Below are 18,500 nucleotides of genomic sequence, written 5' to 3'. Positions count from 1 at the left end.
CCGCTGCCCTGGCGGAGTGCGAAGGGGGGTCAGGCGGCGGTGGCCTCCAGGGCCTGGTTCCAGGCGCCGATGCCAGCGGGGTCGAGGAGTGGAGCGACGGGGGCGTTGAGGTATTCGTGCTCGACGAGGTAGAGGGCGGCGGTGCCGGCGTGTCCGGGGAAGAGGTCGTTCATGCGGCGGGTGATCGCTGTGGGGTCGGCGTCGGCGGCGTCGAAGATCCGACGGGCGAGGATCTTGCGATTCCAGACGTCGATACCGAAGACCGAGGGGTCCCGAGAGGCGTGGGAGGCCATGACCGCGGCGGTGTAGGGGCCGACGCCCTTGATCTCCTGGAACACCTCGACCAGGTCCTCACCCGCCAGTTCGTCGCTGGTGTGGTCGGTGAAGAAGGCCGCGAAGGCGGGAAGGCTGTTCGCGCGGTATCCCAGCCTGTCCTTCTCCTTGAGGGTTGCGGCGGTGACCGCGGCGAGTTCGGCGGGGGTGAACCAGGCCCGCAGGGTGATGCCGTCGAAGTGGACAAGCTTGCCGTGATGGGTGAGGAGGTTGCGGGTCATGGTCGTGGTGCGGGAGACGGTCGTGTTCTGCAGGAGCAGGGCGATCACGGCGATCTCGAAGTAGTCCTCAGGGCAGGACTGGCGCATCCCGGCGAGAGCGGCGAGCGGTTCGCGCATCGCCGGGACCTGCTCGGCGAGGGCGGTGAAGGCCGCTGCGTCCTCGTCCAGACCGTAGGAGGCGATGAGGCGGGCGGTGAGCTGCTCGCGGTGGTGGGGCTTGTAGTCGCCGTCGGTATGGATGTCCGCGATCACGGTCCGGTCCTCGTAGCGCAGCCGGACGCCGGCCGTGAGGTCGCCGACGCGGAAGGTGCGCCAGCTGCTCTCCCTGGTGTGGGCCTCGAGACCTGTCGCGTAGTGGGAAGGCTTCCAGAGCGTGTGCAGGATGTTGAACGGTCCGTCGCCGGTGACGGGCAGCTGGAGGGTGTCGGCGTGGTCGAGGTGGAGCAGGGTCACGGTGAGGGACTCCTGGGGGATTGTCCGTGGGTCGCGCGGAGACGGGAGTCGTCCGCGGGTCCCACCTGGGTAGGCACGGTGGTGTCGGCTGCGGGGATTTCCTGGTAGGCGGCGAGAGCGGCCCGCAGGTGGGCCGCGAGCGCGGTGCGCAGTTCGGGTGGGCCGATGGCGGTGACGTCGGGCCCGTACGAGGCGATCAGGGGTATGAGCCATTCCCACCGGTCGACGTACAGGACGAGGGTGGCGCCTCCGTCCTCATGGTGGGCGACTTCGGAGTTTTGCTTGAGGCTCAGGCGCAGTAGCTCGTCGCGGGCGGCTGGGGTGACGGCGAGTTCGACGCGGGTGTCGCCCTTTCCGAACTCCTCCATGGCGGTGGCCCACCAGGAGCTCACCGAGAAGCCCTCGGGGTAGGGGAACGTCAGGTCGGTGGGGTGGATCCGGTCGATCAGGTTGAGGCGGTACCGCTGCGGCTCGGCGTTCGGCGGGGCTGCGACCATGTGCCATTCGCCGCCCTTCCAGACCATGCCGAGTGGCTTGAGGATGGCGCTCTCCTGCCGGCCGTCCTTGGTGCGGAACACGATCTGCAGGGCGGTGTCGGTCAGGACCGCGGTGCGCAGCACCGGGAGGTGGCCGGAGCCCTGCCCGGTCCAGTACCAGTCGGCGGTGTCGAAGTGGAAGCGCTGGTTGATGCGGCGCATCACCTCCCGCACGTTCTGGCTGATCCCGGCCGCCTGGAGCCGCTCGCCGTCCCCGGCGTCGGTGTCGAGGAGGCCCATGACGTACAGGCGCAGGGCCTGGTCGGAGTCGAGAGTGGCGGGGTGGACCGGGTCCTCCCCGGCGAAGCGGTAGCCGCCTTTCGCGCCGGGGAGGGAGTCGATCTGGATTCCGTGGCCGGCCAGGGTGGTGATGTCGCGCTGGATGGTGCGGATGTCCACGCCGAAGCGTTCGGCCATGTCCCGGGCGGGGACGTGGCCGCGGCTGCGGAGCATCTGGATGATGCCCAGCTGCCGAGCGTGGGCGGCGTTGACCATCAGGTGGCCGCCTGGAGGGGGAAGACCTGCCCGCTGGCGTACGCCCATTGCCGAGCGGTGGCCAGGTCGATGCAGGCGGCGGCGACCTCGTCGAGTGCGAGCGGGCGGCCCCAGGGCAGGCTAGCGAGGTAGGTGTCGGGGTCGGTGACCCCCTTCGCGGCCATCACCTTACGGGCGAGCGGGGATTCGATCAGCGACGGCGCCGCGAGGTTGACGCGCACCCGATGGTTGGCCTCTTCCTTGGCGAGGGTGACCACTACGGCCTCGAGGGCGGCCTTCGCCGCGCTGTAGGGGCCGTTCCCCGCTCGCGCGGCCCGCCCGGCGTCGGATCCCACCGCCAGGACCGAGGCGCCGTCGTAGCGGGCCCGGGCGGCCACCGCCCGCCAAGCGGCCGTAAAGGAGACGACGTTGGCCTGGTAGACCTCCTCGAACTCCCCCGGCTCGGTGTCGGCGACAGTCTTCTTGCTCGACGGAGCTCCGGCGCACGCGAACACCGACTCCAGCCGGTGGGGCAGGTCCTCGGTCACCAGCCGGAGGCGGTTAGCGGTCGCGGGATCCGCGGCGTCGAACCGTTCCCAAAGGCTGCCCTTCGGGCGCTCGACCGGGGGCCGGGTGCGGTAGGTGGCCACCACGAACACGTCCCGGGCGATCAGCTGGCGGGTGATCTCCGCCCCGAGGGCGCCGGAGGCCCCCGTCACTACCGCCATCGGCCCCCGCGGGTAGCGCAGGGCCTCTATGTCGATCGGCAAACCGAGCATGGTCACGCCCCGTCTTCCGTGCCTGCGGGGGAATCTGGGTGGTCGGTGTCCCACATCTCGGCGAACCGCATCTGCTCGTCAGGGATATCGAAGAGCGCGCCGACCGCACGTGCGTGGGCGATTGCGGCCTCATCGCCGCGCTCCACCGTGACCACGGTGTCCGGGAACGCGATCAGCATCCGCTCACCGTCGATCAGGTGGGCGTAGAACAGGGTCGCCTTCAAAGCGCGCGCCAGGTCGAGGGCGCGCGCCGCTGCCTGGTCTGCCGGGACGCTCACCTCGATGATCTCGATCGGGGTACGGCCATCGAGATCGTGGGGGTAGCGGCGCTCGGGCAGTCCGGTGAAGGCGTCCGGCAGGGTGGGGGTGGTCAGGCTCTCGGTGATGACGACAGCCCGCATCGACGAAGCGGACACGCACTCGCTCCTCTCGGTCAGGGGTGGCCGCGGCTCAGTGGAAAGGGAATGACAGGACGTCCGCGACGCTGCGGCCGGCGACGGCCGCCAGGAGACGCTCGAGGCCGAGGCCGAAGGTGAAGACGTCCGCGGGGTCGCGGTCGACGTCGGCGTAGAAGTCGAGCGGGCCGTCATCGGCCGGGACGCCGTGGAGTGCCTCGCGCAGCGCGATGTTGGCGTCGACCATGGGCCGGTAGTCGGCCGCGGTGCGCAGCTTGACGCCGCCGTCGCAGATCTCGACGCCATCGATGATCAACGAGAACCGCTGGGCGCGGCCGGTCTTCTCGTCGATACGGCTGTTGTGCCGCAGCTCATACGGGAAGGAGTGCAGCAGGGTGGGCGCGGTGACCGCGGTTTCGACGCCGTGCTTGACGAATGCCTCCATCACTTCCCAGGCCCCGCCGTGGGACGGCATGCTGTGCGCGGCCATCCAGTCCCGCGCGGCGGCAACGAGTTCGGCGCCTTCGGGAGCGGATGTGGTGCCGAGGGCCTCGGCGATGGTTTCGTCCACCGGTACTTGGTAGATGGTGGTGAAGTTGGCGCCGGGGTTGGTCAGGGTGGCGAAGGCGGTCTGCACGCTGGCCTGGATGAGGTGGGCGACCATGCCCATGCCGTCGGCGAGGGTGACGTCGCGGGCTGCGGTCTGCAGCATCGTGAACTCGATGGCGTGGTCGGCGTCCTCATGCTCGGCGCGGATGGCCGGCCCGAGGTCGTAGACCCGGTCGATGCTGATGATCAGGCGGCGCAGGTGCTCCTCGGCGGAGTGCTTGAGGTGGAAGCCCTGGCCGGTGAGCGGGTGGCGGGTGGCGAACTGCGGGATCGGGGCGCTCTCGCGGTCCTGGCACAGAACCGGGGTGGGGACCTCCCTGTATCCGGTGGCGTGGAGCCAGTCCCGGACGGCGCGCAGGAGGTCGGCCTTGAGGAGGACCAGGTCGCGTTCGTCCGCGTTCTCCTTGAGGAAGGTGCCGTATAAGCGGCGGGCCTCGTCGCGGACGCTGGTCGTCATCGCGTCTCCTTGCGGTCGGCGGTCCACGGGGATGTGATGGTGAGCGGGTGCTCGGCGTCGGCGTCCATGCGGGCGGTCGCGCCGATGGGGAGGGTGACCTTGAGGGGGGTGTGCCCGTACGGGAGCCCCTGGGCCAGGGGCCAGGCGTAGTCCTGGCAGACCTCGTCGACCATCTCGGCGACCGTGATCCCGGCCGTTGGCTCGCAGCCCACGGTCTCTCCGACGATGAGGCCGGCGATCCGGTCCAGAACGCCGCAGTCACGGAAGTGCGTCAGGGCCTGATCGAGGACCTCGGTGGACTTGAAGGCATCCTCGATCACCAGGAGCGCACCGTCCCAGACCGGTTCCCACGGGGTGCCGAGCAGGCAGCGCAGGGAGGACAGGCAGCCGGCGACCAGATGACCCTCGGCAGCGCTGGCCCGGGTCCAGGTCAGCGGTGCGTCGATCCGGCCGGCGGAGGGCCGACCGGCCAGCAGCGCGGTGAAGTGCTCGGCGGTCTCGGCGGGGCCCTCCTGGGCCCAGTCCCACATCACCGACGGCCCGTGGAAGGTGACCAACCCCGTGCGGGCGGTGATCGCGTTCAGCAGAAGGCTGGGGTCGCTGACGCCCACGATCGCCTTCGGGTGCGCGGCGATCAGGGTGACGTCCAGGCCGGACAGGAGCCGGTTGGCGCTCTTCCCGCCGCCGGCGCACACCACGGCGGCGATCGCCTCGTCGGCGATCATGGTGTGGAAGTCGTCCAGGAGTTCGGCGCTGGTGCCGGCACGGTATCCGGCCCGGCCCGAGACATGCGCGCCGAGGACGGGCTCGAAGCCACGGGCGGTCAGGGCTGAGATCCCGCGTTCGAAGATGGCCGGGTCGGCGGCGGGTTCGGGCGCCGAGACGGTAACGATGCCGATCCGGTCGCCCTTGGCCAGCGGGGCAGCCAAGCAAGGTGTGGTGCTCAAGCGGGGGACTCCTTCGAAGCGTTGGGGGGTGTGCCGGGAAGTAACGGGGGTGGTACTTCCCGGCACACTGCGTGACGGTAGAGGGGGTTATCGGGTCGGCGCCAGCCGCATACGCGTCTCATCGCGGGCACGCTCGGCGGTCGCCTCACTCGTCCACGGCGTCAGCGACGTGTAGTAGTCGAAGTTCGACCAGCCCTCCAGCGAGTCCGGCGGCACGAAGCCGTGCTCCAGCGCCTTGTCGTACAAGCCGGTGCCCGGGTACGGGGCGAAGAGGTGTACCCGAGTCTCGGGGGCCGGTGAGAGGGTGCGGAGCTCGTCGATGAGGGAATAGGTGTCCTCCATCTCCGCCTCGCTCTCCCCGGGGAACCCGACGATGAACGTGTAGGAGCCGAGGATCCCGTTGTCCGCGATCTCCCGGGCGACATCCAGCAGCCGTTCGCGGGTGATCTGCTTTTTCACGACCTCGCCCAGGACGCGGTCGTTGCCGGACTCCATGCCCATCAGCAGGCGGGTGCAGCCGCTGGCCGCGATCCGCTCCAGCAGCGGCATGCCCTTCTTGCGGGCCTTGAGGATGTCGTTCGGGTTAATGGAGGCGGCCCACTTCAGGTCCAGGCCCTGCTCGATGAGCCCCTCGCAGAACCCCATGGAACGCTGGAGGTGCACGAAGAAGTCGGCGTCGTAGAACTTGACCCCGTTGATGCCGTACCGGGCCTTCAAGTCGGCGATGTCGGTGACCAGGTCACCGGCCGGCATGGCGGAGTACTTGCGCTCGTAGACCAGCTCGTAGCAGAAGTCGCAGAGATAGATGCACCCCTGGGACGAGATGTAGTTCAGGGTGCGGGTCGCGACCGTGGGGTCGTCACGGATGTACCGGGGGATGTCGAGCAGATCCCATGGGTAGGCGCCCATGGCGCCGGTCCGCGGCGGGTTCACCGGTCCCTTCAGCGTCTGGCCGCACTGGTGGGAGATCAGGCCGGGCACGTCCCGCCGACGGGTGCGCCCCAGCAGGGAGGCGACGTACACGGTCATGGAGTTTTGGCCGGGCCCCTGGAGTACAGCGTCGACCAGGGGGTGGGCCGCGGACTGCTCGGGCAGCACGTTGACGTGCGGGCCGCCGAACACCACGGGCGGGCAGTGGGCGCGCGTCTTCGCCGAGGCGACCAGGTCCAGGGCGTGGCCGATCTGCCCGCCGCCGGTCATGATGCTCACCCCGATGCACACCGTGCGATCCAGCTCCTCGTCGAGGAGCTGCTCCCAGGCTGCGGCGTCCTGCTGGTTGCCGTCGAAGAGCACGACGTCGACCATGCCTGACTCCATGAGCGGCTTGGCCAGGGTCAGGAGCGCGAACGGCATCCAGAAGTAGACGTAGTTCTTCTCGTGGTCGATCTTCGGGTAGACGAGGATCACCAACGGCCGGCCGCCGGTCCCACCGGGCCCCGTGGTGGCCGGGGCACGGCTGGGGATTGCGGGCATGCCGAGCATGACGCTCATCGGGCTGCCTCCAGGGCTGCGGACGGCTGAGTCGTGTGGAAGTGGGCGTCCGCGTACATTTCGAATGCCGCCTCCACCTGGGCGTGCAGCGTCGCGTCGGTGTCCTCGGCGAGGGCCGGGGTCAGGTCGATGAGGTTGTCCTCGCGCAGCAGGCAGAACTGGAGCCGCATGTCAGCGGTCAGGCGCAGTGCCATCAGCGCGTCGTGACACGGGAAGAGCGGACAGCCTCGGCACACGGACCCGTACCAGGCGCCGGCGGTGGAGTCCTTCACGACGGCCTTGGTGCCCGAGGGCAGGGTCAGCACGGTCATGGGGTGGCCGAGGCCGCCCTGGTGGACGGTCTCCTCTTGCACGGCCCTTCGGCGCAGCGTCGCGGTGATGTCCCCGAGGGACATGTACACGTCCTGCAGGGTGCGGCCACGTTTGGTCTTCAGGCGTCGGGCGTAGGACTCGCTGCCGGCGTCGAGGTCCTTGATGACGTCGAGGAGCTTGACGCTGTGGACGCCGGCCTCCTCACACATCTCGACCAGGGCGGGGACCTCCGCGTCGTTGACGCCGGCCATCACCACCACGTTCACCTTCACCGGGACGTCGGTGGCCACGCACCTCTTGATCGCCGCGACGACCTGCCCGTGGTCGTCCACGTTGCAGATCTCGTGGTGCAGCGCCGGGTCGAGGGTGTCCAGGGACACGTTGAACAAGGTCACCCCGGCCCGCGCGAGGTCCTCGGCGAGGTCCCCGATCCGCGGGTGGCGGGAGATCACCTCGATCTCCGTGAACACGGCCTCGTCCCGCAGCCGCCGCACCACCTCCAACAGCGGCCCGTACAGCGCCGGGTCACCGCCGGTGAGCTTGACCGAGGTCAACCCGCGGGCCCGCACCGCGTGGGCAACGCGCAGCAGATCGTCGGGGGCAAGCTCCGCGTCCATCGCCGTCACGACGGCTTCACCGGACGGCCGGCAGTAGCTGCAGGCCCTCTTGCAGCGGGAGTTCACCGTCACACGCCATTGCGGTTCCAGCATTGTGGTCCCCCCAAATCCTGGGCTATCCGTCGAGGTCACAGCCTCTCCATCCCTTCACTCGGTCGGCAACGACATCGGGCAATCCCGATGTCGGGGTTGTGTCGTGCGGCCCGGTGCAACCCCGACATCCGGTCCGTCGCGTGCCGCCGGAACTGGTGGTCTAGCCAGCCGTCCCAGTCCCGCTGGCGCGAGGCAGCGGCTGATGCGGGCGTGTCGCGGGAGCAGACCCGGTACGGTCACCGCTCCGGCCGGTCCTGGGAACGGAAGGATCCACACGTGACAGAGGTCAGCGACTTCTACTGCCATCAGGTTCTGAGCGGACTGGTGGAGGTACGGGTGGTCGAGGAAACCGAGCGTGCTCTCGCCTACCACCACACCCGCCCTTCTCATCCCGTGCACATCGTGGTCATCCCGAAACAGCACGTCGGCTCGCTCACCGACCTGGCCGGCGCCGATGAACACCTCCTTCCTGAGGTGGTGGCACTGGTCCAACGCGTCGCCGCCCAGGTGGTACAAGCCCACGGCGCCTGTTCGGTCATCACCAACTTGGGTGACTATCAGGAGTCCAAGCACCTCCACTGGCACCTGATTCACCGGGGCGAAACCCAGAGCGAGATCCACCGCCAGTGCGGACACCACGACACCTGAATGGGGCTCAGTCAGCGGGGCGTCAACGGAGGTCCCTCGCCGCGGCCAGGCCGGGCGTCCGTGAGTAGGGCGCGGCCGAGCAGCGCCTGGACGTGGCGCCGACCCCGGCGCCGGTGGATCGCCACAGTGATGGCCCTCGCGATCGGCCCGACGAGAGGCGTACCGGTCAGCGGACGAAGAGCACGTAGCAGCCAGTCGCCGCGGTGTGCGGTCATGGAGTTCTCCGGCAGGCGTAGGCCAGAAGGCCCCTGATGGCCATGGCGAGGCAGGCGGTGTGCCATAGGCCGAGCAATGCGGTATCGGGCAGCGGGGCCGATGCGGCTTCGCGTACCAGGGCCGCCGCGCGCTCCCCGCGGCGCAGCGGATGGAGACTTCCGGGCGGCGTGGGCGGCAGGACTTGCACGGCGATGACGCGCATCTCCTGCCATGCCCTCTCGACGTCCTCGGGTGGCAGGAACTGCCGGCTGCGCCAGCGGGTATACGCCAACCTGACGGCGTCCCGGATTTCGTGCTCGGTCAGCCTGGCCGTGCCGGTGGCTCGCGCTGGAAGGGCCACAGTCCGGGGCGGAGCGAGCAGCCACCCCGAGGGCAGGACCACGCGGCCCTGCCCCGGCTTTCGGCCGACCCATCCCTCGTCTTCCAGGACATTGAGGGCCTGGCGCATGACCGTTGGTTCGGTGACGCGGTCGCGGGCGAGCTCGGCGATTCCCGGCAGCGGCACCTCGGGAAGGTAGAGCCGGGCCGCGATCTGATCGAGAGCCCGGTCGGCCAGGTGGCGCGCCCGCCAGGCCCGCTCATCCGACGGATGAGGTACCGCGATGCGGTCGCCGGTTCGGGCCAGTGTCCCGGCCTCTGCCAGGTCCCGCAATGCGCGCGGCAGCAGGGCGGTGGGCACCCCGAGTTCGACAGCGAGGATTTTGGCCGGGAGTGCCATCCCGGGCGCGTATCGGCCGATGGAGATGCGGCGGGTGATCTCCTCGCATAACTCCGCCACAGCCGCTTCCCGCTCCGCTGCCTCGACGGCGGCGGTGTCCGGCGCAACTGTCAACATCACGCCAGCCCGCCTTCAGTGCGGACGAGGAGTGTCGTGTGCTCGGCTCGCCGAGGAGCACGTTGGAGCAGATGGTGGGAGTCTCCGTACGGACTGCTGACCTCACGGACCTTGGTCCAGCCACAAGCCTGTTCGAGATAGTCGGCCAGTGCTTTCGGACGGACCGTGCAGCGGATCCAGACTGGCGGAGCGGGCTTGCGCGCGGCGTGGTCGCAGAGCCCAGACACGAGGAGCGCACCCACCCTCGACTCCCTCGGGTCGGTGTGAGCGAGGGACAACACCTGGCTCGGCTCCTGCCGCTCTCCGAGCGTCCAGCCGAACATAGGTGCCGCGGACTGAACCGCGAGAGCAGCGACGAGCCTCTCGCCGTCCCACATTCCGACGGGCACCATTCCGGGCTCTGGCTCCGGAAGGCGTACGAGCTCCATCAGATTGGAGCTCTCCCCGCTCAGCGGGTGCCTCTTCTCCGCCAGCCAGTCCATACGCAGGGCAAGCAGCCGGTTGAGAGCCGGCACATGACTGAGGGTGAGCAGCTTCATCACATACATGGGTGAGCCTTGGGGTGGAGGTAGTGAAGGGATCAGCACGGAGGTCGTTGGAAGGCGGATGGAGGCTGCCTTCCGCGGGGGAGCGCGGTGGCACTGGCCTCGCGGAGGAGGAGCGCGACCGGCCTGCCGCGCTGTCTCGCGCCGGACCTGCCAGCAAGGAAGGCGTCGGTGTAGCGGCGTGGGGCTGGTCGTGGCCGGTCACCGGTATCTCGCTGGTATTTCCGGCGCGATGGGGCGGATGGGCTGGAGTACTTCTACATCGGCGGTCCACTCGCGGCCCGAGAAGTCCAGGGGCCGCATGTGTGCGACTGTCTTGATCAGGCGATTGCTGGTCCTGGCTCGGTGTTCCAGGACCAGGCTGACAGTCCCCTTGCGGCCGGTTTCCAGGTGGGCGACCGCCCGGCCGATCAGCCGGTGGTCGGTGATCTCCGTGAGGTGGTGGTCGCGTTCCCCGGTCACCTGACGGCCCAGCTGTCGTCCGGCAGGTCGTCGGGGTGCGCGAGGCGGCTCATGAGGCGCACCGCCCTTCCTGCGGGTGGTGGCTGAGGCTTTCACTGCTGACTGCCGCCGTGTGGGCTTTGACCCACCTCGTGAAGTCGGAGGCATCGGAGGCAGCGAGGGCGATGTGCACCATCCCCTCGTACCTGCCGTCGCGGGTCTCGTTCACGCCCGCCGCGTAGACCGCCGCGGCGATGCCGGTGCAGTTGAGAGCCTGCTGGAGATCGGGTACCGCGTGCTGCGCTATCACTCCCGCAGTGACTCTCGGGCTCGTGGCCAGCGGCTCGGTGCGTGCCGTGATCTTGCTGCTCATGGAGGTCCCCTTGATCTCGCGTCGCTTGGATGCCGAGACGAACGTAGGGCGGCTGCGCGTCAACTACCAAGAAACTTGCGCCAGTTTGCGGCAGCTCGGTTGACGGGCCCGAACGGGGCGTCGACGATCGGTTTGTCGCGCAAACTAACGCAAGGAAGCGGACAGGGGAACGACCATGAAGCTACGGTTCCTTGGTAAGAACTCCAACGTTGGGGACTGCCCCACCCTCTACGCAACCGACCGGGACACCTACCTCGTGCAAGGCTGGAGGATCTTCGCGAACGACCTGCTGATGCAGCTCGACATCCCTGAGGGCCAGACCGCCGTGGAGGTCCCGACGGAGCTGTTCGAGTATCTGACGAAGGACGACCTCCCGGTCGGGGAGATCAGGCGAATTGACGAACCGATCATGATCCTTACGCCAGGCGGTACGTTCGTCGTCCAGGGCCGGGAGGTGACCGACCCCGAGGCCCTGTCGCAGATGAATATTCCGGACTACGAAACCGTGGTCGAGGTCCCCAAGGCCGCGATCAAGGCACTACTGGAGGAGCCGCGTGAAGCTAATCTCCAGCGCCGAGCGCAACCAGCTCTTTGAGAGCTTCGCGCAGGACGCTTTCCACCTGGAGCTGAGGGACGACTACTCCGTCCCTGACGAGGACGGCCCGTTCGCGGACTGGCTTCGCGGAGTGGTGGACAACTCCTACATGGAGCCGTGGACGCGCATGACCAGGCGAGTCACCGGCGAAGGGAAGTCAGTCCGGCGCGTTCGCGTCGTGACTGAGCCGCACACGCTTTACGTCCAATGGGAGTACGCGACCACTCCGATCAACGAGGCAGCTGGCGAAGACATCCGATGGCTTCCGCGGCGCATGCTTCCCAGCGGCCTTGCCTTCCCCGTGGCCGGCAACGACTGGTGGCTGTTCGACAACAGGACCTTGGCTGTTGGGCACTTTGACGAGAACGGTCGCGTCCTCGGTTCGGAGCTGATCACGGCCCCCGAGGTTGTGGCCGAGTGCATTCGCGTCCGAGACCTCTTGTGGAACGCCGCTCTGCCTCACCACGAGTACAAGCCCTGACCCATCGTGAGCAACCGAGTACAAGAGACACGCGAGGCGCTGGGTGCCCGGCTGCGTACTTTCCGGAGAGACGCCGGATACACGAGCGGCCGGGCATTCGCTGGTGTGCTCGACTGGCACGAGTCGAAGGTCTCGCGCATCGAGCACGGCAAGCAGAACGCGAGCGAGGAAGACATCAGGGCCTGGTGTGTGGCGACCGGCCAGGACGAGCATGTTGATGACCTCATTGCCACCGTGCGACACATCGACGAGCTGTGGCTTGAGTGGCGCCGACAGCTCCAGACCGGCGCCGAGTCTCGGCAAAAGAAATCCCTTCCCGTCTACGCTAGGACGAAGGTCTTCCGAATCTGGCACCCCAACGCCATCTGGGGAACGTTTCAGACGGCCGACTATGCTACGGCGATTTTCCAGCAGGCCATTCGCTACTACGATATCGTCAATGACGCAGAGGCTGCGGTCGCTAAGCGGTTGGAGCGACAGAGGTACCTGTACGAGGGCAGCAGGATCTATAACGTCATTCTTGGTGAGCAGGCGCTCTACTCCAACGTCGGCGGCCCGGAGGTAATGAAGTCGCAGCTCGATCGTCTAGTGGCGCTGATGGGACTCGCGCGGGTGAGCGTGGGCATCGTCCCGAAAGCGGCGCCCGCGGAGATCTGGCTTGGTCACTCGTTTTCGATGTTTGATGACAAGCTTGTGCTCGTAGAGACGTTCTCCGCAGAGATGTCGGTGACTCAGCCCAAGGAGATCGAGCTTTATGCGAAGGCATTCGCGCTTCTAAAGCAGTCCGCAGTCTATGGCGAGCCCGCAATGGCGCTAATCAGGTCTGCCATCGACTATTTCAATCACTGAGAGGAAAACATGGTCGAGATCCCGAACTGGCGTACAAGCTCGTACACAGGGACCGAGACGTGCGTCGAAGTGGCTGACAATGATCCGGACAGGGTTCTGGTCCGGGACGCGAAGCGCCGCGACCGGGCGATCGTCGGTGTCAACCCGGCCGCATGGGTGGAGTTCGTGAACTTTGCCAGGCAGCCGGGATGAGATCAACGAGAAAAGAACTGGCGGCCTGGTGCCAGTTGCGCCCGGCCTCGACCCTTCCTGCCCGGGCCTGCTATGCCATCGCGGACGGGGGCGAGAAACGTCTCGAGGAAGTGAATCGGAGCCTCCTCGTCCATGCCGCTCGCCGCGACCAAGGCTGTGACCTCCTTGTTCAGGACCGAAGCGGCGTCGGTGTGCAGGAGGATTCGGCGGTGGGTGGTGAGCTGGGAGAGGATGGCGATCCGCTGGAGGGAGCCGACCTCGTTGTTGGCGTGCATGACGGAGACGAGGACGCACGGGCTGGCGGCAACCCATCCGAAACCGCGCCGCGCCCGGCCGTCGTCGGACCAGGAAGACTCCGGGGGGAGCCAGCCTCCTGACAGCACCCAGCGGTGTGTGGGAAAAGCCTTCCCATACGGTTGCTGGGGCAAGCTGACCTCGTCCTGGGGGGGGTAGACGATCACGCGCAGGGCAGGGTTCATTCCTCCACCGTGCCGCCGGCCGGAAACTCCAGCATGCCGAGGGAAGCGTCAGGCCGGCAGCGCGGGCAGTTCAACTCCGCGGCCGTCTGCGATCTACGCGGCGGGCCCGAGCGAACGCAACTGCTGGGGGCTGCAGCCGTCCCGGCCTCGGTGCTGCGGGGGCCGCTACTTCTCGATGTCAAGCAACCGCTCGTGCTGATCAGCCCGAGGGCGCGTTGTCAGTGGCTGAGGGGACACTGGTATTCCTCCACCGAAGCCAGCTCAGCCGAGTCTTCCCCTGCCTGGGTCGAGTCGATGGGTGGCCCGCTGATAGCACTACCGGTTTCCGCGATGGCTCGCTGGCGTGGTTGCACAGAGTCGGGGATGGTGATCGGCGAGGGAGATTTTCGGGACGACTACGACCGCGCGTGCGAGGTCGAGGGCCTGACCGGAGTGATCGCTGTCGGCGAGGAAGGCGCCCGGGGGCTTGTCCTGGCGGACGAACCAGCCAGCACCTGCTACTTGCCTGACCACCGAGCCTTCGTCCGCTGGCTCGGCGCAGAATCCGAGGCCGATCTCTTCGCCGCGGCCGAGGCTGTGTTTGCCGACCCCACCACCGAGTGGGAGGAGTGCGGTGTCGGGGAGACGGACGGTCCGGCGGTGCTCATGGACTCCGTCACCGCCGGTTCCGAGCTGGACGTCGAATACCCGAACGGCGGAGGACTGCCGGAGGAGGCTCCCGTACCGATCGGGCCCGGCCGCTGGACGGTCCGGGCCGTTCACGCCTCGCCGAACGAACACACCTCGGTGGGCGTGGTCCAACTTCTGCGCTAACAACAGGGCTGACGGAGACATGTCCTGACTGGGCAGTTCTGGGGGCCCAAAGTCACCCGACTCTGCCGGGTGATCGCCGAACGAGTCGCCCCGGACGAGACGGCGGCCCCCGTCGAGGAGCCGGGCGAGGCAGTCTTCCGCCTCCACGAAAGGGTCTGACCCCACCGGATGCTGGCGGGCTCCTCCGACTGGGACTGTGGTGGGAGACGGGGTGTTATCTCATGGGACTGCGCAGATGCCTGATGCGGAGCTACCGTGTTGACGAGATCGGCCGGTCCTTGTGGGAGGGACACGACGAGATGCTGGAGCAGGCATTGGCGGCACTGGCCGCCGCAGGCGGGGCCGCCGTGGTCCAGGCCGCAGGGACGGACGCGTGGGCCGGGTTACGGCAGGCACTGGCAGGCTGGTTCGGACGGGGAGACCAGCAGCGCGAGCGGGCGGAGTTGGAGCGGCTGGACCGAACCGCGGGTGAGCTGGATGCGGCCGCAGCGGGCGCGGTGGAGCGGCTGCGCATGCGTCAGGAGGGCGTGTGGCAGACCCGTGTGGAGATCCTTTTGGAGAACCTGGAAGAGGCGGAGCAGATCCATGCTGCCGAGAGTCTGCGTGCCTTGTTGGCCCGGCACGCGCCCCGGGGCGGTGTTTCGGCCGGTCGAGGCGGGCTGGCGGTCGGTGGCAATGTGGAGATTCGTGCGGAGGGGGGTTCGATCGCGGCTGGCGTCATCAACGCTGGCGCACACGTCGGCGGTCCTGCCGGACCGGACCCCTCCGAGGGCTGACGGACCGACCAGGTGTGGCGGGAGGAGCGTGGCTCGATGCTGGAGGCGCACGTCGCGCTGGTGGTGGGATGGCTGTGCCGCCGGGCGGCCTCATCGGCTGGCCGGTCCTCGGACGGCCCGCTTTCGGTCCCGGAGGATGTCGAAGCGGCCCTGAACGCGGTCGCTGACGCCCTGATGCAACGTCTGGCCACGCACAGTGCGTGGGATCAGTTGCAACGGGAGGTGACCGAGCCGGGATGGGCGGGGCCGTCGGAACGGACGCGGCAACGCGTCGCGTCGGCGGTGGAGGCGGCTGCCGAGGCCGATCCCGGGTTGGCCGGGACCATCGCTGCCGTCTACTTCAGGTGGCAGGCCGCGCACCGTCCCGGGAAGGTCACCGCCTCGGACAGCGGGGTGGCTGTTGGCGGGAACCTTTCGGTCACAGCCAGTGGCACTGGCGCGATCGCGGTGGGCGGCAGCGTCAGCGGGCCCGTCACCGGCAACACTCCACTCGGAGTTCCTAAGGACGGGGCTTCTCTCGCTCCCTCCCATTCCGGGTCCGAAGGGGAGCCGAACGGTCACCCGGACAGCGCCTCCCGCTCGTTGCGTGCCGTGGCCAGCGGCCCCGCGTCGATAGCCGTCGGTCGTGACTTCGACCAGCAGATACACCACCACCACTACGCGGGGGCCTTCAGCAGGGGGAGCCTTCGTTTCGATGGCGCCGATGCATTGGACCAGGACCAGGACTGGGACGCAATGCCGCTGGAACTGGGTGACGCGCTGGCCCGTGCAGTCCGCAGGCAATGGCAGGAGGCCGCGCGGCAAAGGAAATTGCAGCAGGAGATCCCTGTCCGGTGGCGCCGTACCCGGCGCCCGGTCGCCGGTCAGGAAGAGGCCCCGAAGGACCCGGGCCGGCCGCGGCTGGTCCGGGCTGTACCCTACGCTGCCGCACCTGATGACGGTGCGTTACGCGAGGGCGGAATCCCTGAACTTCTCTCCGTCTACAGCGGGGTGGCATCCGGCCGCGTAGTCGTTCTCGGCGGGCCGGGAGCCGGTAAATCCGACGCAGCGCTCCTGACAGTGCTGCGCGCCCTGGACCACCGCGACACCCTGCACAGGGGCGCCCGGCGTGCCCGCTACCCGGTGCCCGTACTGCTGAGCATCGTCGGGTGGGACGGCCACAGTCTCGAAGACTGGCTCGCCGCCCGGCTCGTTGACGACTACCGCATCGGGCGCAAGCAGGCCGAGGGGCTGATCGAGGGCGGGTGGATCTCGCTGTTCCTTGACAGTTTCGATGAGATAGCGGGCGATCTGCGCCGTGCCGCGCTCCAGGAAATCGACCGCGCCGCCTACCGCGTGGTGGTCTTCTCCCGCCCCGGCGAGTTCGAGGCCGCCGTCGCCGACGGGCATCTCCTCGGTTCCGTAGCCCTGGAGCTCTCCCCGGTACCCGCAAGTGACGCTGTCGCTTTCCTGCGGACCATGCCGGGACTCGCCCCCTGGCAACACCTGGTCATGCATCTGGAGAACGAGCCGGACAGCGCCCTCTCCCAAGCCCTCAGCACGCCGCTGACCCTGACACTGCTGCGCGACGCCTTCCCGCCGCGCCACATCACCGACCTGGACGACCTGCTCGCCGAACGATTCACGTCCCGGCGCGAGGTCGAGGAGTATCTACTCGGTCGGCTTGTGAAGATTCGCTACCGGCCCGAACCGTCAGCATCACGGGCGGCGTACGGGCCGCAGCAAGCCGAGCGCTGGCTGCGCTACCTGGCCGGCCGGATGAACCGGCAACACACCCGTGACTACGGTCGGCCGGGAGGTGCGAGGACGTACGGCCTCAACTGGCGGCGGTTACATCACTGGGCGTCACCGTGGCCGCGCATCGCTCTCACTGCCTTCGTGGGCACCCTCCTCGGGGCGTCCGGCTGTGTGCTGGCGTACGGTCCCGGCAGACACGTTGCATGGGAGGGTTTCCGCGGCGTCGGGTTCGGGGCGGTCTACGGGAGTATCGCGGGTATCACCTTCGGAGCCGGGGCGGGGGCTCTCGCTGAACTCCGGGACCCGGCACCGCGCTGGCGCAGACGACTGCATGCCCCAGGCTCCGCGCCCCGGCGCCGTTTCCATTCGCCGACCGGTGTCCTGGTCGCGATCGCGGTGACGGTCATGGCCCTGCTCGACATCACCGATCCGCTCAGCTGGACCGTCTCGCTTGCCGGTGGGCTGGTGACCGGCGCCCTGGCGGGTTTCGCGGCGACGCAGGTTCCTGCGGCACCCGGATGGACGGGATGGGCCCGGTGGAAGGGCCTGCGCTACTGGCCGGTCCTTGCCCCGGCGAGCCTGGCCGGCCTCTGCAGGGTCCTCACCCCCCGGCAAGACGACGGCACGCCTAATCAGGTGCTGTCGAGCTGGATTATGGCAATCCTCACCATGGGCATCGTCGGCGCGGTGGTCGTAGCGGCCCGCCCCGTGTCTCTCTTGGACCCGGTGACCGATCCGTACACCTCGTGGCGGCAGGACCGCAACCTGGCCCTGGTGACGGGCGCAGTGTTCGGCTTCTCTATCAGCCTGGCCCTCGGCGTGAGCCAGGTGATCGGAGTCACCAGCGAAGGCGCGGCGGCAGGCGCCCCTGACTGGAGCACCTTCCCCTTCATCGTGATCGGCTTCGGCCTGCCGTTCTCCTACGCGTGCGTGGCGGCAATCTCCGATCACTGGCGGACAAGTCTGCTCTTTCTCCAACTATGCCTGCGCGGTGACTTCCCGCTACGGGGCATGCACTTCCTCAAAGACGCCTACGACCATCGCATCCTCCGGGCGGAAGGCGCCAGCTACCAGTTCCGGCACGCCTTGCTGCAGGACAGACTCGCCCGTGATCAGGAACTCACGCCACCGTGACGTGTCGGCACCATGTTCCGCAGTGATGGCGCCGGGAGCCTGCACGGTCTCGAGCTCGGGGACGGGACTTGGGACGGGCCCAGACGCCGACCACAACTTGATCCAGGATCTCGCCGACCACTGCTGGCATGCGCACGGTGCCAGCCACCTGCTGGGCTCGGCGAGGCGTTCGGTGACCAGGCGGGTCAGCTCCGGATCCATTCACGCGCCATACCGATACTTCCATCCCCTCACCGCAGCGCTGCCCCGGGCCTCACAGCAGACCTCTCCCTTGGCTATCGCGAGGAATTGGTACCTGAGGGTGGACATCGACCGGCAACGCCACTACGCCCATCTGAAGCAGCTCCTGGACAACGGCTCCGCCTCGAGTCCATCGTCCCGATGGCTTTGTTCACGAGAACGCCCACCGACATTCCAACGTCGGCCAGGCATCGGCTGATGCCAACCACCGACGACAACCGCTGCCAGATCTCACCCGCGGGCGAGGCCGGGGGAGGAGCGCGAGCATGCGGGTGAGGGGTGGCACCCGCCAAGGTCCCGGCCGTGGTCCAGATGTGCGGGCCCAGGGCACGGTTACTGAAGATTTCAGGGTGGGGTCGGTGGGTTGATGGCCAGACCGGTGGCGGTGAGGCAGCCGTCGACAAGGTGGGGCCGGAGTTGGATTCTGCG

The 18,500-nt window shown here is 68.3% G+C and carries 21 protein-coding genes; 8 read left to right on the top strand and 13 right to left on the bottom strand.

Annotation, left to right across the window (positions count from 1 at the left end; translation table 11 throughout):
- Window positions 1-29: 29 nt before the first annotated feature.
- From IF09_RS0136085 to IF09_RS0136050, 8 genes are all read right to left on the bottom strand, one after another.
- A complete protein-coding gene (locus tag IF09_RS0136085; RefSeq protein WP_030303234.1) occupies window positions 30-1,007 on the bottom strand; it encodes a hypothetical protein in 978 nt (325 codons plus the stop codon).
- The gene (locus IF09_RS0136080) at window positions 1,004-2,038 is read right to left on the bottom strand and encodes a helix-turn-helix transcriptional regulator (RefSeq protein WP_030303233.1); all 1,035 of its coding nucleotides are present in this window, start codon (window positions 2,036-2,038) and stop codon (window positions 1,004-1,006) included. The genes IF09_RS0136085 and IF09_RS0136080 overlap by 4 nt, the downstream gene beginning before the upstream one ends.
- Entirely contained in the window at window positions 2,038-2,796 is a 759-nt protein-coding gene (locus IF09_RS0136075) for an SDR family NAD(P)-dependent oxidoreductase (protein ID WP_234321284.1), read from the bottom strand. Before IF09_RS0136075 ends, IF09_RS0136080 begins: the two co-directional genes overlap by 1 nt.
- Before the next feature lie 2 nt (window positions 2,797-2,798).
- Window positions 2,799-3,212: a hypothetical protein gene (locus tag IF09_RS0136070; RefSeq protein ID WP_158710160.1), complete on the bottom strand. Its 414-nt coding sequence runs from the start codon at window positions 3,210-3,212 to the stop codon at window positions 2,799-2,801.
- 34 nt (window positions 3,213-3,246) lie between these two features.
- Window positions 3,247-4,257 (bottom strand): amino acid--tRNA ligase-related protein, encoded by a 1,011-nt coding sequence (locus IF09_RS0136065; RefSeq protein WP_030303228.1) that lies wholly within the window; start codon window positions 4,255-4,257, stop codon window positions 3,247-3,249.
- Window positions 4,254-5,204: a S66 peptidase family protein gene (locus IF09_RS0136060; RefSeq protein WP_158710159.1), complete on the bottom strand. Its 951-nt coding sequence runs from the start codon at window positions 5,202-5,204 to the stop codon at window positions 4,254-4,256. Before IF09_RS0136060 ends, IF09_RS0136065 begins: the two co-directional genes overlap by 4 nt.
- Window positions 5,205-5,291: 87 nt before the next feature.
- A complete protein-coding gene (locus tag IF09_RS0136055) occupies window positions 5,292-6,695 on the bottom strand; it encodes a B12-binding domain-containing radical SAM protein (RefSeq protein WP_030303225.1) in 1,404 nt (467 codons plus the stop codon).
- Window positions 6,692-7,717, bottom strand: a complete 1,026-nt coding sequence (locus IF09_RS0136050; RefSeq protein ID WP_078613677.1) for a radical SAM protein — start codon at window positions 7,715-7,717, stop codon at window positions 6,692-6,694. The genes IF09_RS0136055 and IF09_RS0136050 overlap by 4 nt, the downstream gene beginning before the upstream one ends.
- 276 nt (window positions 7,718-7,993) lie before the next feature.
- Between IF09_RS0136050 and IF09_RS0136045 the strand changes: the two genes are divergently transcribed.
- Window positions 7,994-8,365, top strand: coding sequence for an HIT family protein (locus IF09_RS0136045; protein ID WP_030303220.1), 372 nt, complete (start codon window positions 7,994-7,996; stop codon window positions 8,363-8,365).
- 211 nt (window positions 8,366-8,576) lie between these two features.
- On the opposite strand, the gene IF09_RS46065 is transcribed toward IF09_RS0136045, so the two are convergent.
- The 4 genes from IF09_RS46065 to IF09_RS0136025 form a co-directional block, all read right to left on the bottom strand.
- Window positions 8,577-9,299, bottom strand: a complete 723-nt coding sequence (locus IF09_RS46065; protein ID WP_234321280.1) for a GntR family transcriptional regulator — start codon at window positions 9,297-9,299, stop codon at window positions 8,577-8,579.
- A 116-nt stretch (window positions 9,300-9,415) separates the two neighbouring features.
- Window positions 9,416-9,964, bottom strand: a complete 549-nt coding sequence (locus IF09_RS0136035) for a hypothetical protein (protein ID WP_030303216.1) — start codon at window positions 9,962-9,964, stop codon at window positions 9,416-9,418.
- A 198-nt stretch (window positions 9,965-10,162) separates the two neighbouring features.
- A complete protein-coding gene (locus IF09_RS0136030; protein ID WP_030303214.1) occupies window positions 10,163-10,423 on the bottom strand; it encodes a hypothetical protein in 261 nt (86 codons plus the stop codon).
- A gap of 49 nt (window positions 10,424-10,472) precedes the next feature.
- Entirely contained in the window at window positions 10,473-10,775 is a 303-nt protein-coding gene (locus tag IF09_RS0136025; protein WP_158710157.1) for a hypothetical protein, read from the bottom strand.
- Between the two features lie 175 nt (window positions 10,776-10,950).
- Between IF09_RS0136025 and IF09_RS0136015 the strand changes: the two genes are divergently transcribed.
- Genes IF09_RS0136015 through IF09_RS0136000 form a run of 4 tightly spaced genes read left to right on the top strand, consistent with a single transcriptional unit; the run spans window position 10,951 to window position 12,892 of the window.
- Window positions 10,951-11,370 carry a hypothetical protein gene (locus tag IF09_RS0136015; protein WP_030303210.1) on the top strand — a complete coding sequence of 140 codons (420 nt, stop codon included), beginning with the start codon at window positions 10,951-10,953 and terminating at the stop codon, window positions 11,368-11,370.
- Complete coding sequence (locus IF09_RS0136010; RefSeq protein ID WP_030303208.1) at window positions 11,330-11,851, top strand: DUF6879 family protein; 522 nt, start codon at window positions 11,330-11,332, stop codon at window positions 11,849-11,851. Before IF09_RS0136015 ends, IF09_RS0136010 begins: the two co-directional genes overlap by 41 nt.
- Window positions 11,852-11,857: 6 nt before the next feature.
- Window positions 11,858-12,700, top strand: a complete 843-nt coding sequence (locus IF09_RS0136005) for a helix-turn-helix domain-containing protein (RefSeq protein WP_030303206.1) — start codon at window positions 11,858-11,860, stop codon at window positions 12,698-12,700.
- Between the two features lie 9 nt (window positions 12,701-12,709).
- Entirely contained in the window at window positions 12,710-12,892 is a 183-nt protein-coding gene (locus IF09_RS0136000) for a DUF397 domain-containing protein (protein WP_030303203.1), read from the top strand.
- A gap of 2 nt (window positions 12,893-12,894) precedes the next feature.
- Here IF09_RS0136000 and IF09_RS0135995 read toward each other — a convergent pair whose 3' ends face one another.
- Complete coding sequence (locus IF09_RS0135995; protein WP_158710156.1) at window positions 12,895-13,371, bottom strand: hypothetical protein; 477 nt, start codon at window positions 13,369-13,371, stop codon at window positions 12,895-12,897.
- A 294-nt stretch (window positions 13,372-13,665) separates the two neighbouring features.
- Here IF09_RS0135995 and IF09_RS0135990 point away from each other — a divergent pair, with 294 nt between their 5' ends.
- The 3 genes from IF09_RS0135990 (at window position 13,666) to IF09_RS0135980 (ending at window position 17,831) form a co-directional block, all read left to right on the top strand.
- Window positions 13,666-14,184 (top strand): Imm21 family immunity protein, encoded by a 519-nt coding sequence (locus tag IF09_RS0135990; protein WP_030303200.1) that lies wholly within the window; start codon window positions 13,666-13,668, stop codon window positions 14,182-14,184.
- 221 nt (window positions 14,185-14,405) lie between these two features.
- The gene (locus tag IF09_RS0135985) at window positions 14,406-14,960 is read left to right on the top strand and encodes a hypothetical protein (RefSeq protein WP_324606891.1); all 555 of its coding nucleotides are present in this window, start codon (window positions 14,406-14,408) and stop codon (window positions 14,958-14,960) included.
- Between the two features lie 36 nt (window positions 14,961-14,996).
- Complete coding sequence (locus IF09_RS0135980; RefSeq protein ID WP_030303197.1) at window positions 14,997-17,831, top strand: hypothetical protein; 2,835 nt, start codon at window positions 14,997-14,999, stop codon at window positions 17,829-17,831.
- Window positions 17,832-18,500 lie beyond the last annotated feature (669 nt).

It is taken from the genome of Streptomyces katrae, assembly GCF_000717655.1.
GTDB lineage: Bacteria > Actinomycetota > Actinomycetes > Streptomycetales > Streptomycetaceae > Streptomyces > Streptomyces katrae_B.
This window is presented reverse-complemented; position numbering and strand designations above follow the sequence as displayed.

Bases quoted from the DNA above. Each gene is read 5' to 3' on its own strand.
- IF09_RS0136025 (WP_158710157.1), bottom strand. From the start codon at position 10,775: ATGAGCAGCAAGATCACGGCACGCACCGAGCCGCTGGCCACGAGCCCG.
- IF09_RS0135995 (WP_158710156.1), bottom strand. From the start codon at position 13,371: ATGAACCCTGCCCTGCGCGTGATCGTCTACCCCCCCCAGGACGAGGTC.
- IF09_RS0135985 (WP_324606891.1), top strand. From the start codon at position 14,406: ATGGGACTGCGCAGATGCCTGATGCGGAGCTACCGTGTTGACGAGATC.
- IF09_RS0136050 (WP_078613677.1), bottom strand. From the start codon at position 7,717: ATGCTGGAACCGCAATGGCGTGTGACGGTGAACTCCCGCTGCAAGAGG.
- IF09_RS0136035 (WP_030303216.1), bottom strand. From the start codon at position 9,964: ATGTATGTGATGAAGCTGCTCACCCTCAGTCATGTGCCGGCTCTCAAC.
- IF09_RS0136075 (WP_234321284.1), bottom strand. From the start codon at position 2,796: ATGCTCGGTTTGCCGATCGACATAGAGGCCCTGCGCTACCCGCGGGGG.
- IF09_RS0136000 (WP_030303203.1), top strand. From the start codon at position 12,710: ATGGTCGAGATCCCGAACTGGCGTACAAGCTCGTACACAGGGACCGAG.
- IF09_RS0136015 (WP_030303210.1), top strand. From the start codon at position 10,951: ATGAAGCTACGGTTCCTTGGTAAGAACTCCAACGTTGGGGACTGCCCC.
- IF09_RS0136065 (WP_030303228.1), bottom strand. From the start codon at position 4,257: ATGACGACCAGCGTCCGCGACGAGGCCCGCCGCTTATACGGCACCTTC.
- IF09_RS0136080 (WP_030303233.1), bottom strand. From the start codon at position 2,038: ATGGTCAACGCCGCCCACGCTCGGCAGCTGGGCATCATCCAGATGCTC.
- IF09_RS46065 (WP_234321280.1), bottom strand. From the start codon at position 9,299: ATGGCACTCCCGGCCAAAATCCTCGCTGTCGAACTCGGGGTGCCCACC.
- IF09_RS0135990 (WP_030303200.1), top strand. From the start codon at position 13,666: ATGGGTGGCCCGCTGATAGCACTACCGGTTTCCGCGATGGCTCGCTGG.
- IF09_RS0136055 (WP_030303225.1), bottom strand. From the start codon at position 6,695: ATGAGCGTCATGCTCGGCATGCCCGCAATCCCCAGCCGTGCCCCGGCC.
- IF09_RS0135980 (WP_030303197.1), top strand. From the start codon at position 14,997: ATGCTGGAGGCGCACGTCGCGCTGGTGGTGGGATGGCTGTGCCGCCGG.